The sequence below is a fragment of the Peptoclostridium litorale DSM 5388 genome (genome assembly GCF_900141635.1).
Classification (GTDB): domain Bacteria; phylum Bacillota; class Clostridia; order Peptostreptococcales; family Peptostreptococcaceae; genus Peptoclostridium; species Peptoclostridium litorale.
Genome location: NZ_FSRH01000001.1, coordinates 1 through 14,774 on the forward strand (window position 1 = coordinate 1; position 14,774 = coordinate 14,774).

The 14,774-nt window shown below is 42.7% G+C and carries 14 protein-coding genes, 1 CRISPR repeat array and 2 riboswitches; of the genes, 12 read left to right on the forward strand and 2 right to left on the reverse strand.

Annotated features, from left to right (window positions below):
* Positions 1 to 2 precede the first annotated feature (2 nt).
* Positions 3 to 426: a CRISPR direct-repeat array (repeat unit 32 nt; unit sequence GTCGCACCCCATACGGGTGCGTGGATTGAAAC).
* Between the two features lie 119 nt (positions 427 to 545).
* Positions 546 to 610, forward strand: a riboswitch (Fluoride riboswitch).
* Between the two features lie 68 nt (positions 611 to 678).
* The 8 genes from BUQ87_RS00005 (at position 679) to BUQ87_RS00040 (ending at position 8,806) form a co-directional block, all read left to right on the forward strand.
* Positions 679 to 1,866 (forward strand): cation:proton antiporter, encoded by a 1,188-nt coding sequence (locus tag BUQ87_RS00005; RefSeq protein WP_038261383.1) that lies wholly within the window; start codon positions 679 to 681, stop codon positions 1,864 to 1,866.
* A gap of 177 nt (positions 1,867 to 2,043) precedes the next feature.
* Entirely contained in the window at positions 2,044 to 2,487 is a 444-nt protein-coding gene (locus tag BUQ87_RS00010; RefSeq protein ID WP_038261380.1) for a hypothetical protein, read from the forward strand.
* Positions 2,488 to 2,567: 80 nt separating this feature from the next.
* Positions 2,568 to 2,669: riboswitch (SAM riboswitch) on the forward strand.
* A 146-nt stretch (positions 2,670 to 2,815) separates the two neighbouring features.
* Entirely contained in the window at positions 2,816 to 3,712 is an 897-nt protein-coding gene (gene metF / locus BUQ87_RS00015) for a methylenetetrahydrofolate reductase [NAD(P)H] (RefSeq protein ID WP_038261377.1), read from the forward strand.
* Between the two features lie 20 nt (positions 3,713 to 3,732).
* Entirely contained in the window at positions 3,733 to 4,398 is a 666-nt protein-coding gene (locus BUQ87_RS00020; protein ID WP_038261375.1) for a vitamin B12 dependent-methionine synthase activation domain-containing protein, read from the forward strand.
* Complete coding sequence (locus BUQ87_RS00025; RefSeq protein WP_038261372.1) at positions 4,388 to 6,763, forward strand: homocysteine S-methyltransferase family protein; 2,376 nt, start codon at positions 4,388 to 4,390, stop codon at positions 6,761 to 6,763. Before BUQ87_RS00020 ends, BUQ87_RS00025 begins: the two co-directional genes overlap by 11 nt.
* Positions 6,764 to 7,062: 299 nt before the next feature.
* Positions 7,063 to 7,920, forward strand: a complete 858-nt coding sequence (locus tag BUQ87_RS00030) for an FUSC family protein (RefSeq protein WP_159434240.1) — start codon at positions 7,063 to 7,065, stop codon at positions 7,918 to 7,920.
* Positions 7,921 to 7,922: 2 nt separating this feature from the next.
* Entirely contained in the window at positions 7,923 to 8,138 is a 216-nt protein-coding gene (locus BUQ87_RS00035) for a hypothetical protein (protein WP_207647158.1), read from the forward strand.
* Between the two features lie 197 nt (positions 8,139 to 8,335).
* Positions 8,336 to 8,806, forward strand: a complete 471-nt coding sequence (locus tag BUQ87_RS00040) for a TspO/MBR family protein (RefSeq protein WP_038261364.1) — start codon at positions 8,336 to 8,338, stop codon at positions 8,804 to 8,806.
* 216 nt (positions 8,807 to 9,022) lie between these two features.
* Here BUQ87_RS00040 and BUQ87_RS00045 read toward each other — a convergent pair whose 3' ends face one another.
* On the reverse strand, positions 9,023 to 9,442 hold the full coding sequence (locus BUQ87_RS00045; protein WP_052635886.1) for a VOC family protein: 420 nt from the start codon (positions 9,440 to 9,442) through the stop codon (positions 9,023 to 9,025).
* 146 nt (positions 9,443 to 9,588) lie between these two features.
* Between BUQ87_RS00045 and BUQ87_RS00050 the strand changes: the two genes are divergently transcribed.
* The 3 genes from BUQ87_RS00050 (at position 9,589) to BUQ87_RS00060 (ending at position 11,286) form a co-directional block, all read left to right on the forward strand.
* Positions 9,589 to 9,849, forward strand: a complete 261-nt coding sequence (locus BUQ87_RS00050) for a TfoX/Sxy family DNA transformation protein (protein ID WP_038261361.1) — start codon at positions 9,589 to 9,591, stop codon at positions 9,847 to 9,849.
* Positions 9,850 to 10,126: 277 nt separating this feature from the next.
* A complete protein-coding gene (locus BUQ87_RS00055; protein ID WP_038261357.1) occupies positions 10,127 to 10,684 on the forward strand; it encodes a PDC sensor domain-containing protein in 558 nt (185 codons plus the stop codon).
* Positions 10,685 to 10,872: 188 nt separating this feature from the next.
* Positions 10,873 to 11,286: a YkvA family protein gene (locus BUQ87_RS00060; RefSeq protein ID WP_038261354.1), complete on the forward strand. Its 414-nt coding sequence runs from the start codon at positions 10,873 to 10,875 to the stop codon at positions 11,284 to 11,286.
* Positions 11,287 to 11,452: 166 nt separating this feature from the next.
* Here BUQ87_RS00060 and BUQ87_RS00065 read toward each other — a convergent pair whose 3' ends face one another.
* Complete coding sequence (locus BUQ87_RS00065; protein ID WP_038261353.1) at positions 11,453 to 12,094, reverse strand: lactate utilization protein; 642 nt, start codon at positions 12,092 to 12,094, stop codon at positions 11,453 to 11,455.
* Between the two features lie 319 nt (positions 12,095 to 12,413).
* Between BUQ87_RS00065 and BUQ87_RS00070 the strand changes: the two genes are divergently transcribed.
* Positions 12,414 to 14,702 (forward strand): ATP-dependent Clp protease ATP-binding subunit, encoded by a 2,289-nt coding sequence (locus BUQ87_RS00070; RefSeq protein ID WP_038261351.1) that lies wholly within the window; start codon positions 12,414 to 12,416, stop codon positions 14,700 to 14,702.
* Positions 14,703 to 14,774: the final 72 nt, after the last annotated feature.

A 14,774-nucleotide genomic window follows, 5' to 3' on the forward strand; every position in this document is an offset into this window, starting at 1 on the left:
GTGTCGCACCCCATACGGGTGCGTGGATTGAAACGCCGCAATGTCAGCCCATGCAAGGCTCTGCCTTGTCGCACCCCATACGGGTGCGTGGATTGAAACATCCCTCCTGTCTGGTACCGACATTAATGTCGGGTCGCACCCCATACGGGTGCGTGGATTGAAACAATTAATATGTCTGGATTAAATCTGTGGTTTGGGTCGCACCCCATACGGGTGCGTGGATTGAAACCGTACCAATAGGTAACTTGAATAAAAATCGAAAGGTCGCACCCCATACGGGTGCGTGGATTGAAACTATTTCTAAATAATTTTCTATGCTCTCCCTGTCGTCGCACCCCATACGGGTGCGTGGATTGAAACACATCTGGAACTGCAACAGATATATTTTGCAAACGTCGCACCCCATACGGGTGCGTGGATTGAAACTGATATACTTCCGAGTATCGGAAATACATATCTTGGAGATGTATTAATACGCAAGTTTTATAATGAGAAAAACACCTTGAAATATAATTAGGCAGATGTTAATATATACATTGTACAAATCAATATCAGGCGATGGAGCTCGCCTTCAAACATTGCTGTTGCAATTGATGGCTCCTGCTGGCCTTAGGCTCTGCAGGAGTTTTTTGCGTTTAAGGGAAAGGTTGGGCAAAATATACACATGGAGGTAGAAAAATGATAACAAGCGTTGGAATAATACTTGCAGTTGGAATTTTGGCGGGAATGGCATTTGAAAAACTAAGACTTCCTGGACTTTTGGGAATGCTTATAACCGGGGTTGTGATAGGCCCGTATGGAATGGATATCATAAGTCCGGATCTTCTGGGCATATCTTCGGATATAAGAAAAATAGCACTTGTTGTGATACTCCTGAGGGCAGGGCTTGGGATAAGAAGGGACACCCTTGCAAGGGTCGGGGTGCCGGCTATGAAAATGAGCTGCATACCGGGAATACTTGAAGGAGTTGCCATAACATTTGTTGCAAGTGCACTTCTTGGGATACCAAAGCTTGAGGCGGCCATAATGGGATTCATAATAGCAGCAGTATCGCCTGCTGTGGTAGTTCCTCAGATGATATCGCTCATAGACAGAAGGCTTGGCGATGCAAAGGGAATACCTACTTTAATACTTGCTGGAGCTTCAATAGATGACATATTTGCAATAACCGTGTTTTCATCACTGCTGGGCATATATTCGGGAAAGGGAACAAGCATAGCCATTGCGGCTCTAAACATACCACTTTCCATAATATTCGGTGCTGCGGCCGGAGCGATAGCTGCGCTTGCATACATAGGACTTGGGAAAAAACTTGTAATGCCCCAGGTTAAGAAGATAATAATACTACTTTCAATGGCATTTCTTCTTACCGGGGCAGAAACGCTTTTCGAAGGGAAGGTTCCATTTTCAAGCTTCATAGGGATAATGTTTGCAGGTTTTGTAATACTGGAGAGGATTCCAAAGGAAGCTATAGGAGTGGCTCAGACTCTGTCTAAGATATGGATTTTTGCGGAGGTGTTCTTGTTTGTGCTTGTGGGGGCCCAGGTTGACGTGCACGTTGCAATGGATGCGGGAGTAAAGGGAATACTCATAATAATAGCGGGACTTGCCTTCAGGAGCGTGGGAGTTATGGTATCCCTTATTGGAACAAACCTCAATACTAAGGAAAGGCTGTTTTGTGCGGTGTCATATGTGCCAAAGGCCACAGTTCAGGCTGCAATAGGTGCGGTGCCACTTTCGGCAGGAGTGGCAAGCGGGGATTTGATTCTTGCGATGGCGGTGCTTTCAATAGTTCTAACTGCGCCAATAGGTGCGGCAGGAATAAAGTTTTTGGGAGAAAGATGGCTTGAAAAGCCGGCTGCGTAAAAATATACTTTGCATATTGGAATAGGTTGACAAATCAGTGAGCGTTCACTTAAATGCTGAAGAATACCCAGTTTCAAATGAAGGGATGAATAGACGGGCTGGCCATGGGTAAAAATCCTAATAGAAGCTTGACACATATGGTGTGTATATTGCCGAATATTGAAGGGGGATGAAAAAATGGGCAATCCTGTGACTGTGAACGGAGTATTGGAAGGATTGGAAAGGCATCACATAGAAAAGATACCGTATGCTATATTTGAAAGGGACGTTCTATTTGAAGTGGAAGGTGTGATTTTGGGGTTCAACATACAGCTCAGGGGATACGGCAGAATGGAAAACAAAGACCATCTCATGGCCGTGATAATTCAAAGTACAACTGACTTGGATCTTTCAAATAGGCAGGTGATTGACGGCATAAAGAAACTGCTTGTAAAGAAGGTGGACCATATGCTTTCAGAGTTTGGAATATTCATAATGGAAAACCATATGAGGATATACTATTACAAAAGCGGTGAAGGCGACTCGAAGAACGTCTGGGAGATGGCCTTTATAGATGGAGAACTGGAAATAGTAGAGAGCCATAAAAAGGAGTACGTGAGGTTTTTTAATGATCACAGATAGATATTCGGAATATTCGAAAATTTTGTTGACAAGAAACGATTAAATGTATATAATCTTTTTTAATAATCAAATTAATATTGTTCTTATCAAGAGCGGTGGAGGGACTGGCCCTGTGAAACCCGGCAACCTGTATTAATATGCAAGGTGCTAAATCCAGCGGTTATTCGACCGGAAGATGAGAAAAGGCACGTGCTTAAAACTCTTTCAATGTCGAAAGAGTTTTTTTGTTTACAAAAAACGCTCATCTTTTAAAAGTGAAACAAAAGACAAAGATGGGAGGGCGTGTTTTTCACATCTCCCAAAAAGAACCATACAAGGGGGATGAATTATGTATATAAGTGAAAAAGTAAAAAAGGCCAAACCTACAATATCGTTTGAGATATTTCCGCCGAAGAAGGACGGATCGCTGGATACAATATACAGCACTCTGGATGAGCTCAAGGGGCTCCATCCGGATTTTATAAGCGTCACATATGGTGCAGGGGGAAGTACAAGGGGAACTACCGTTGAGATATCTTCAAAAGTTCAAAACCACTACAAGCTTCCGGCACTGGCACACCTCACATGCCTTACTTCTGAAAAGAGTGAAATTGACGGAGTGCTTGACAGGCTGGAGGAAAACGGAGTGAAAAACATATTGGCGCTAAGGGGCGATGCTCCCCAAAACAGCTGCCTGGATTTTTCGAATGAGTTCAGATACGAGCATTCAACTGATCTTATAAGACACATAAAGGACAGAGGCGGCTTTTGCATAGGTGCCGCCTGCTATCCTGAAAAGCACAGTGAGAGCAAAAACGTATGGGACGACATAGTGCATCTGAGGGAAAAGGTTGACTGCGGTGCGGACTTTCTTATAACCCAGCTTTTCTTTGACAATGAGATATTCTACAAATTCATGGAAAAGAGCAAGAGCATGGGGATAGACGTTCCTGTAATTGCGGGAATACTCCCCGTCGTTAACAAGAAGCAAATAGACAGGATAGTCTCCCTTACAGGATGCACGTTCCCAAAAAAATTCACGAGGATAATTGAAAGATACGAGCACAAGCCGGAAGCCCTTAAAGAGGCTGGCATAGCATATGCGACGGAGCAGATAATTGACCTTCTCTCGTGGGGAGTCGACGGGGTTCACATATACACTATGAACAAATCGCAGGAGACTATAAATATACTAAAGAGCATATCAACGATAAGAAACGTGCTTGGAGAAGTGGAGGCTTCGTAAGGCGAAGGGGGAAGCAACAGGTGGACATACAAAAAAAAGAAGTGCTTAGATACATGGGGTGCCACGAAAGCATTGATGATGAAATTACAATGAGATCAATCGACGAGTGCATAGACGAGGCGAAGGGGCTGGCATCACAGGGAGTGACATTCGGAATATTTGACATAAAAAAGGTCAAGGGCGGAATAGAGATTGAAAATTCGGGAATCGTACTGACTGGAGATAGCATAGTAAAGCACCTTGAGGGCTGTGAGAAATGCGCCATAATGGCGGCGACCCTTGGAAGCGAGCTTGACATGAGGATAAGGTACTATTCGAAGGCGAGCCTTTCAAAGGGGATAATACTGGATGCCTGCGGGGCGGCAGGAGTGGAGTCGCTTTGCGACGCGGCAGAGGAGTCCATAAAGGCAATAGCGAAAAATGAAGGTTACAATACCACTTTCAGATACAGCCCGGGATACGGGGATTTGCCCCTCGACGTTCAACCTGGGATACTGAGGCTGCTGGACGCGCAAAAGAAGATAGGGCTTACGGCAACCGACAGCCTCCTTCTCATACCGAGAAAATCGGTCACTGCAGTGATAGGTTTTTCGAAGAAAAAGACGCACTCGAGGCTTACATGCGGAATATGCAGCATGAATGGAAAATGCAGTTACCAAAAAAGGGGGAAAAGCTGTGGATCTTAGGGAGATACTTGAAAACAGACATTTAATATTTGACGGGGCCATGGGAACAATGCTTCAAAAGAGCGGAATAAAGCCCGGCGAGCTGCCTGAAAGCTATAATATGGAAAAAAGGGATATAGTGCTTGGAATACACAGGGAGTATGTGTCTGCCGGAGCACAGGTCATAATAACAAATACATTCGGGGCCAACAGGTACAAGCTTGATGAAAGCCCATACAGCGTAGAGGAGATCGTGAAAAGCGCGGTTTCAATAGCGAGGGAAGCAGCAGGTGAAGATGGTCTTGTGGCTCTCGACATAGGGCCCATAGGGCAGATGATGGAGCCGATTGGAACTCTTTCATTCGAGCAGGCCTATGAAATATTCAAGGAGCAGGTGATTGCTGGAGAAGGCGCAGACCTTATACTCATAGAGACCATATCGGACATATACGAGGCCAAGGCTGCAGTGCTTGCGGCAAAGGAAAACTCAGACCTGCCGGTGCTTTGCACACTTACTTTCCAGGAAAACGGAAGGACTCTCACGGGAACAAACCCCCTTGCGGCAGTAAACATACTGGAAGGGCTGGGTTGCGACGCCATTGGGATGAACTGTTCGCTTGGACCTGTTCAGATGATGCCTATAGTAAAGGATATAGTGGATTATTCAAGCATTCCGGTAATGGTCCAGCCCAATGCGGGTCTTCCGAGGATTGAAGACGGAAAAACGGTATACGACGTGGAACCTTATGAATTCGCATCTTACATAGCCCAAATGGCGGATATGGGAGTGGCGATGTTCGGAGGGTGCTGCGGTACAACTCCTGAATTCATAAAAAGCGTAAAAGAGGCTTTAAACGGCAAAAAGCCAAAGCCTGCCACAAAAAAGAACCTAGCATGCGTCTGCTCGTCCACAAAAGCCGTAGTGATTGGACAGGGTGTGAGCATAATAGGGGAGAGGATAAACCCCACCGGAAAGAAAAGGCTCAGGGAAGCAATAAAGGCAGGGGACTTCGACTATGTGGTATCTGAGGCCATATCCCAAAAGGAGACGGGATCGGACATACTAGATGTCAACATGGGAGTTCCGGGGATAGACGAGGTGGCCGCTGCGACAAGGGCTGTAAGGGAGCTTCAGTCGGTTATTGACCTTCCGCTTCAAATAGACAGCTCGAATCCGGATGCCATAGAGGCCGCAGTCAGGATATATAACGGAAAGGCCATAATAAACTCCGTAAACGGCAAGGACGAGAGCCTTGAAAAGATACTTCCGATAGCCAAAAAGTACGGAGCCTGCGTAATAGGGCTTACACTTGACGAGGAAGGCCTTCCTGAAACCGCTCAAAAGCGTGTGGAGATAGCCCAAAAGATAGTGAATAGGGCTAAGGAGCATGGGATAGACGAAAAGGACATAATAATAGACTGCCTTGTGCTTACGGCTTCTGCCCAGCAGGAGGCCGTAATGGAGACTCTAAAGGCCATACCTCTTGTGAAGGAGAAGCTTGGGGTCAGGACTACTCTTGGCGCAAGCAACGTATCGTACGGCTTGCCTCAAAGAGGGATAATAAACTCGACATACCTTGCAATGGCACTTTCATACGGGCTTGACGCTCCCATAACGGATTCGACAAACCAAAGGCTTATGGAGGCGATAAGGTCTTTCAGGGTAATAACAAACCAGGACCCTATGGCCGAGGACTATATAAGGGCTTACGGGGGAGACGGCCAAAAGGCCAAGGAAACGCTTTCGAAAGCTGCAGATGAGAAGAGGAGCCTTAAAAGCATAATACTAAACGGAATGAAGGACGAATCATACGAGGCCACAAAAAGCGCCCTTAATGAAAGGGATGCCATGGACATAGTCAACAACGAACTCATAGCGGCGCTCGACGAGGTCGGAGAGAAGTATGAAAAGGGAGATATATTCCTGCCTCAGCTTATAAGGTCGGCAGAGACAGTGAAGATGGCATTCGATGCTGTAAAGGAGAAAATAGTAAGCGAGGGAAGCGAGTCAATATCCAAGGGAAAGATGATACTTGCGACCGTAAAGGGAGACATACACGACATAGGAAAGAACATAGTCAAAATACTCCTTGAAAACTACGGATATGATGTTATAGATCTTGGAAGGGACGTGGCACCCGAGACAATAGTCCAGACAGCAAAAGATGAAGACATAAGGCTTGTGGGACTCAGCGCACTTATGACAACTACGGTTTCAAGCATGGAGGATACAATCAATCTCATAAAGGATCAAAATCTAGACTGCAAGGTAATGGTCGGAGGAGCTGTTTTAAATCCGGAATACGCAAAGGAGATAGGCGCAGACTATTATTCAAAAGATGCAAAGGAAGCCGTGGAGGTAGCAAGGAGAGTATTTGAAAACTAAATAAAAACATTAGAAACACATAAGGGTACAAGAAAATCGAATTAAATATTAAAAATAAAGAGGGAATCCATGAGAAAAGGCCTTGGGGCTATTTCACATGGATTCCTTTGTGTGTTAAAATAGTCTGACAAGCTGTGGTGATAAAGTGAAACTGTAATATTGAGGGAAAAATGATTAAAAAAAACGGCAGGTTCATACCAAAATGGAAGAAAAAATAATGTGCTGAAAGGTTTTATAAATGACTAAAAGATATGGAAACAGGGGGCTGAGTAAAAATAATCATGATACCTAAAATTGGAATGAGAAATATTAAAACTGCAACAGCAGTATTTTTGTGCGTGGCCACATCAAACGCACTGGGGATGGAATATCCGTTTTATGCTGCAATTGCGGCGGTAATATCCATGAAAACTTCCATGGCCAATTCATTCAAGGTTGGCAAAAACAGAATGATGGGAACCGCTGTGGGAGCGCTTACAGGCCTTCTATTTGCCCTGATACAGCCTGGAAACGCAATTCTGTGCGGCATAGGCATGGTGGTTCTCATATATATATGCAACGTACTCAAATGGAATGACTCGGTGACAATAGCGGGCATTGTATTCATGGCCATAATGGTCAATATGGATGGCAAAAACCCTTTTGAATACAGCATAAGCAGACTTATCGACACTTTCATGGGAATAAGCATAGCGCTGACTGTCAACTATATGCTTTTTCCATACAATTATTACGGCAGCATAATAAAAAGGCACGGAGAACTTTCAAAAAAAATGATTTCGATGGCTTCGGACACCACTAGATTTGGAGGTCATATGGACTTGGACGGCCTTCGAAAAGAAATTTCAAAGCTGGAAAGTCAGGTTGATGCCTTTTCGAAAGAAAGAAGACCCCAAAAGCATGAAATTGAAAAAATAGACTCAGTAAGGGCAGATTTGAGCATATTCAAGGAGGCGTGCACTCACTTGGCTGCAATTGCATGCATTCCGGGGAAACTGAATATAAGTGAAAGCAATGCAAAAAGGCTTGAGGGGATTTGCGGTTTTAAGGGCGCTCATCTTGAAAATAAGGGAAGCGCAAATGATGAGGCTGGAATTGTTTTCAACTATCATCTGGGAAGAGTGCTCGACTGCGTTGAAGAACTTGTATTTTCTTAAATTTGACTAAACAAGGGCTGCATGAACTCGTGAATGACGATTCACAGTTTGTGATAGCAACCCATTCGCCCATAATAATGGCATATCCAAGAAGCTGCATATATGAAGTCAATAACGGAATAAGAAGGATTGACTACAGACAAACGGAGCACTATCAGGTTGCAAGGGAGTTTTTGAACAATACTGATAAAATGCTTGAAATACTTATGGAACCGTAAAACAAACACAAAAAAATATTGGAAGCCTATGCCCGTGTTGGAACTATTCTGACATGGGTATAACTATATTGAAATCAAAAAAGTCATGCGTTATGCGGATTGCAACTTGGGAAATCCTGCCTATTGCAGCTATTTCATATAATATAAAGGGAAGCATTGCAGATTGTATGTGTGAATGTTGGGAAGGGGTGTTTTAAATGAAGAACATAAAAGATATGCTGGTTGCCATTGCAATACCGGAAGCTGTGGGAATGTTAAGTGCGTTGCTTACAGCGGATACAATGATGGTGTATATGGATCTTAGGAGGCCTTCATTTTCACCTCCGGGATGGATGTTTGGGCCGGTATGGACACTTCTTTATGCACTGATGGGATATGCATCATTTAGGATATGGGTCAAAAGAAAAGAGGATTCAAATGCAAGCAGTGCGCTTGGAGTTTACTCTCTTCAGCTGTTTTTGAATTTTATATGGACTATACTATTTTTCAGAATGCAGCTTCGGGGCGTTGCATTTGTGGATATAATTTTGCTCCTTGCGTTTATTGTTTTAACTACTGTTAAATTTTTCAATATAGACAGATTTGCAGGTTATATTATGATTCCATATATTATGTGGGTGTCTTTTGCTAGCGTTTTAAATTATGCATTTTGGAGCATTAACAGGTAAACAGGAACTCATCCGATACTCCTAAATTGCTATGACGCACATATTAAGCTTGTGACTTGGAGGTCTGGCTAATCGTGAAAATCAGCTGCAAGAATTCAGTGGGCTTAAAGGGACAATATGAATGCCTAGTTTTTCTTGTGGATTTGCAGAGCACATACAAAAAGCATTGGAAATTGATTTTTATTCCAATGCTTTATTATATGGATGAGTGTGCTATTATAGACCCTGAAGGTAAAGTCTTGCCATACGCTCGTCTTCTGGCGAATCTTTTTTAGAAGGTATTATTTCAAGCCAGTAATTGTCAGGGTCGTTTATGAAATAGATGCCCATTTTGGTATTTTCATAGCATATGCAGCCCATTTCACTGTGTTTTTTGTGGGCGCTTACAAAATCATCGGTTTCAAATGCGAGATGGAATTCATTTTCGCCCAGGTTATAAGGCTCTGACCTGTCGCGTATCCAGGTGAGCTCCAAAAGATGGGGAGTCTGTGAATCTCCTAGGTATACAAGAACAAAGCTTTTGTCTTCAGGTTCGTATCTCTTCGTCTCGACAAGGCCAAGGGCATCCTTGTAAAACGCCAGACTTTTTTCAAGGTTGAGCACGTTTATGTTATTGTGTGCAAATTTAAAATTCATATTCTCGCCTCCATATCTCGTAATTGTCATCAAAGGGTAAGTTGCATTTGATTTGTATTATTTATACCACAACAGGATTATATAAGCACTAATATTTCGAAATTTGTATGCTTTATATAAAATTGTAAAAATGGAGATGGTTAAAAATGGAAAAACTTTCAGATTGTCATAATATAGGTAAAAAGCTTGAACAGCGTTTATTTAGGGTGGGAATAGAAAATCCCCAAAAGCTTGAGGAAATTGGAAGCAATGATGCTTTCAAGATGCTTTTGGATTTGGAAGGAGACACCTGCTTTAATACCATTTGCGCGCTTGAAGGTGCAGTCAGGGGAATGAGATGGCATGAACTGGACGAAAAGACGAAAATAGACCTTAGAATTTTTTATGACGAAAACAAGAAGCTATAGGCAGATACCTAGAGCCTGGAGTCCTGAATCGGCATGTTTTTTTAAATAGATTGGCTCTGTGAATATTTTGAGAAAATGAGTCCGATAATGGTATAATCCAAATGTAAGGGAAGTCTATGTGAGAGAGATTCCTATCCAGGTGGGGCAGGCTGAAATTTATGAAAAATAGAGAATATGAAGGGGTGGTCTTTTGAAAAAATTTATTTTGGGATTGATAGTGGGGATTGTTATATCTCGGGGAGTGGTGAGCGCTTCTGGATCGGGAGCATTTATATAAGTGTTTTACAATGTAAATGATATTGTAATGGACGGGAAAGCTCTGCATATGGAGCAAAAGCCGTTCATATATGAAGGCAGGACGTATGTATATCTGGGGGATGCGGTAAGGGCATTCGGGCGAGAGCTTGAGTGGTATGGCAAGACAGGTAGAATAACAATGGTTAAGCCACAGGAAGAGAGTGGTGAGATTGACAAAAGTTTTAAAATAGAGCAGTATGAAAGTGTGGTTTCAAAGATTGCATCAAAACTTGAAAGCGGCTGGCCGGACGACATGAATGCATTTTTAAAAGCGGAAATGGATAGTTATGATGCAGGTATCGAAAATATTTACTTCGCAGATGAAAATGGAAATATGCAAATAATCCCGAGTGTGCAGCTGCCTGAAGGATATGACCCGAGAGAACGCGAATGGTATAAGGTGGCGGTGGAAAAGGGAATATATGTGTCAAATCCGTATGCAGACATAATAAATGGAGGGGAGATTGTGAGCGCTTCGAAAACAGTCCGTTCAAACGGAAAAATTGTCGGAGCGATAGGGGTGGACTTTAAGCTTTAAAACAGAGCTGTAATACAGGTTCTTGGTCAAAATTTCAATGAGCGGCTCTAGAAAGCCTCAAAAAAGCAGTGATGATTCATACCTACACATTCCTCTTGTTAAAGTTTTATATTATTTCGAATATATATAGTGAAATGGATTGTTAGAAGCAGCATTCACGAGAATGATTCATAGAGGTGGTGGATTCAGTGGAAAAAAAAGATGTAGAAAAGGAATATGCAAAGTACAGGCGTAGGGCGTCTCAGTATGCAAATGACAGGGAAAAGTCCAAGGAACTCCTCGCGGTGGCCATGAAAAAAGCCATTAAGAGTAGAAATGGAGCACTTGAAGAGGTGTGGGGAAATTTAGTGCTACTGTTTGAAATGTTCAGGGACTGGATATCCGGCAAATACAACAGTGTTCCTATGAACTCCATAATTATGATAATAGGCGCCCTTCTTTATTTTGTAGCGCCTATGGATGTAATACCGGACTTTATAATGGGCATGGGAATAGTAGACGACGCTGCAGTAATATCAATTTTAATAAAGAAGATAAGCTCTGATATAGAAAAATACAAAGCGTGGAAGGAGATTGCTGACGAAACTACAAAGCGGGATTAGTGATGTATTGAATGCATCTTAAAATAGCGTGTAATGAATATGAAGGAATTGATAAAGAGTCGGAGTTTCAAAATGAAAAGTGCAATATGAATATATGTTCAATATAAATGCTAAAAAGCAGCGCCAAGTAGAAGCGCTGCTTTTTGAATTGTTTCAAAATATGAATTTAATATCCCAGCTCCTCCCCGACTATTATTACTTTTATCCTTCCCTTGATTTGCTGCTGCCTGAGTGTCACGTAGCTGCTGCATATCCTGTCAGAGCTTGAACAATCTGTGCAGTATCCAAGGCTGGCGCAAGGCGTGTCCCTGTTGAGCCTTTTTGCATTGGCAGGAGCTGCATATCTTCTGTTCCTTTCTACTGCCTCGTCTATGTCCTTTACTATCTTATTGACTCCAACAACTAGTATTACACTGTCAGGGCCATATATAATGGCTGCAACCCTGTTTCCGTTCCCATCGACATTGTATATTTCGCCTTTTTCGGTTATGGCGTTGCAGCTTGCCAAATAAGCGTCGGCGTAGAAGCTCTCCCTGTATATGTTTTTGATGCCTGAAGGAGTAAGACCATCCTTGTACCTGTCAAGGAAATTGTAGCTTCCGTTTCTCAAAAATTCTATGAGGCCGGTTTCGAAAAGAGTCATTGAACCGCCTACGGAAACTGTATCTCCGTTTTTTAGCAGCTCACCGACTTTTTGAAGCATTTCATCAGAATTTTGGACGTAATATGCGTCCATGTTATTCTTATTGAGATTTTCGATAGTGTGTGCTATTTTCTTGTCTAGAACAAATTTTTTGTTTTCATCCATATGTATCACCTCGATAATAGTATAATTATGAAAAAATTTTAAGCAATACTATATAAAATACCCAAATACATGGGTACATAAGCTTTAAAATTAATTATTTAGACCAAAAAGGTATAATCAATTTAAACGCAGCTTAAAAATACACTGAATTGCATATGAAATTGGGCGACATTGTATATTATCAAGCCGCTTGTGGGTATTCTATCCATGAAAATTAAAATTTCATTAAAGTGTCGGCCGGTTGTAAATAAATGTATAGGTATATGGTATAATTTAAGTGTGGCAGAAAAAATAAGTGATTGATTGTGGAGATGATTTTATGAAGCTTTGTTCGAAATGCAATAAAAATATCGCAGTTATTTTTACATCCAGCATTGAAAACGGAAAGAAGGAGCTCAAGGGATACTGCTTGGAATGTGCCCAGAAAATGGGATTTACAATAATGGATGAGCTTATAAAGCAAACGGGCATGTCCACTGAAGATATAGAAAACATAACAAAGCAGATGGGTAACATGCTTGGAGACATAAATCTTGACGATTTGGATGCGGATGAGTCGCTGCTTGGAATGATGAACGGCATGTTCTCGCCGGAGCCTAAGGATGAGGACTTTGAACTAGATGAAGACAAGGAAATAAGGGAAGATGCGCATTTTGAAGATATGGAACTGGAATCAAATGAAAAGACAAAAAAGAAGAGGAAAAAGAGAAAATACCTGGATAAGTACGGCAGCAATCTTACTGACAAGGCCAGGGAAAACAGAGTAGACAGGGTTATAGGCAGGAATGTCGAAATTGAACGTGTAATACAAATACTAAACAGAAGGAACAAGAACAATCCAGTGCTAATAGGGGAGCCTGGAGTTGGAAAAACGGCAATAGCCGAAGGGCTTGCAGTGAGGATAATAGAAGGCGAGGTTCCGGCGAAGCTTTTGGACTGCGAGATATACCTTCTCGACCTTACAGCAATAGTTGCAGGAACACAGTTCAGGGGTCAGTTTGAGGGCCGTATGAAAGCCATAATAGACGAGGCGACTGAAAGTGGGAATGTCATTCTTGTAATAGACGAGCTGCACAACATAGTCGGAGCAGGAGAGGTTCAAGGCGGAGTGATGAATGCCGCCAACATATTAAAGCCCGCCCTTGCAAGGGGTGACATACAGGTAATAGGCGCCACGACGATAGAGGAGTACAGAAAGCACATTGAAAAGGATTCGGCGCTAGAAAGAAGGTTCCAGCCGGTAATGGTGGACGAACCTTCCATTGAAGAGACCATCGAAATACTAAAGGGGATAAGGGACTACTACGAGGACTACCACAAGGTGAAAATACCTGACGATTCAATAGTTGCGGCAGCCAAAATGTCGGAAAGGTATATAACTGACAGGTTCCTTCCGGACAAGGCTATAGACGTCATAGACGAGGCGGGCTCCATGGTCAACCTTAAAAACCAGTGTGCATTTGAGATTGAAGCGCTTAAAAGGGAGCTTGAATCAATCCAGGAGCAAAAGGAAGAAGCAGCGCTCAAGGATGATTACGAAGCGGCGGCAAATTTCAAAATGAAAGAGATTGAAGTGCAGGAAAAGATAAAAAATTTCGGGGCGGAAAGCTCCTGTGAAATAACTGTGGAGGATGTGGCCCACGTAATAGAGTCGTGGACTAAGATTCCAGTTAAGAAGATTACAAGGGAAGAATCGCAAAAGCTCATAGAACTTGAGGCAACCCTCAGGAAAAAGGTCATAGGCCAGGACAAAGCGGTATCCCTTATAGCGAAAAGCATAAGGAGAAACAGGTCGGGCTTCAAGAAAAAGAGAAAGCCGTCATCGTTCATATTCGTAGGGCCTACGGGAGTTGGAAAGACTGAGCTTGCGAGAGTTCTTTCGACAGAGCTTTTTGGAAGTGAAGAGGCCATGATAAGGATAGACATGTCGGAATACATGGAAAAGCACACCGTTTCAAAACTAATAGGGGCTCCGCCAGGGTACGTGGGATATGACCAAGGAGGCCAGCTGACTGAAAAAGTCAGAAGAAGGCCTTATTCGGTGATACTTCTGGATGAAATTGAAAAAGCTCATGCCGATGTATTCAACATGCTTCTTCAAATACTTGACGATGGAAGGCTTACTGACAGCCAGGGGAGGACGGTATTCTTTGAAAATACCGTGATAATAATGACTTCCAACGCCGGAACTGATACGAAATCAGCCGGTATAGGATTTGGCCATACAGGGTATGATGCTCTAGAAGAAAAGGTCAATAACGCACTCAAAGAGACTTTCAGGCCGGAATTTCTAAACAGGGTTGACGAGACGGTTGTGTTCAGACCTCTTGGAAAGGAGGAGCTAGTGCAGATTGTTGAACTTATGCTTGCCGAGGTTTCTGAGGAAGCAGTGGAAAAAGACATAAAGATAGAGGTTTCGCAGAGGATGAAGAGCTTCCTCATAGAAAAGGGATTCGACGAAAAGTACGGAGCAAGGCCTCTTAGAAGAACAATTCAAAGATACATTGAAGATGAGATAGCTGAAAGGTATATAAGGGGCATAATAAATGAAGGATCATCTGTATTTGTCGATATAGAGGGAGATGAAATAGTGGTGAGCGTGCTGTAAGGGCTGCTTAAAAAGGCATTCGAATTGTAATGCAAATTAAATGAAAATATTGAAACTGATAAAAGCCGCCAG

Excerpts from the sequence above, each read along its gene's own strand:
- BUQ87_RS00005 (WP_038261383.1), top strand. The coding sequence starts at position 679 with ATGATAACAAGCGTTGGAATAATACTTGCAGTTGGAATTTTGGCGGGA.
- BUQ87_RS00010 (WP_038261380.1), top strand. The coding sequence starts at position 2,044 with ATGGGCAATCCTGTGACTGTGAACGGAGTATTGGAAGGATTGGAAAGG.
- metF (WP_038261377.1), top strand. The coding sequence starts at position 2,816 with ATGTATATAAGTGAAAAAGTAAAAAAGGCCAAACCTACAATATCGTTT.
- BUQ87_RS00030 (WP_159434240.1), top strand. The coding sequence starts at position 7,063 with ATGAGAAATATTAAAACTGCAACAGCAGTATTTTTGTGCGTGGCCACA.
- BUQ87_RS00040 (WP_038261364.1), top strand. The coding sequence starts at position 8,336 with ATGAAGAACATAAAAGATATGCTGGTTGCCATTGCAATACCGGAAGCT.
- BUQ87_RS00045 (WP_052635886.1), bottom strand. The coding sequence starts at position 9,442 with ATGAATTTTAAATTTGCACACAATAACATAAACGTGCTCAACCTTGAA.
- BUQ87_RS00050 (WP_038261361.1), top strand. The coding sequence starts at position 9,589 with ATGGAAAAACTTTCAGATTGTCATAATATAGGTAAAAAGCTTGAACAG.
- BUQ87_RS00065 (WP_038261353.1), bottom strand. The coding sequence starts at position 12,094 with ATGGATGAAAACAAAAAATTTGTTCTAGACAAGAAAATAGCACACACT.
- BUQ87_RS00070 (WP_038261351.1), top strand. The coding sequence starts at position 12,414 with ATGAAGCTTTGTTCGAAATGCAATAAAAATATCGCAGTTATTTTTACA.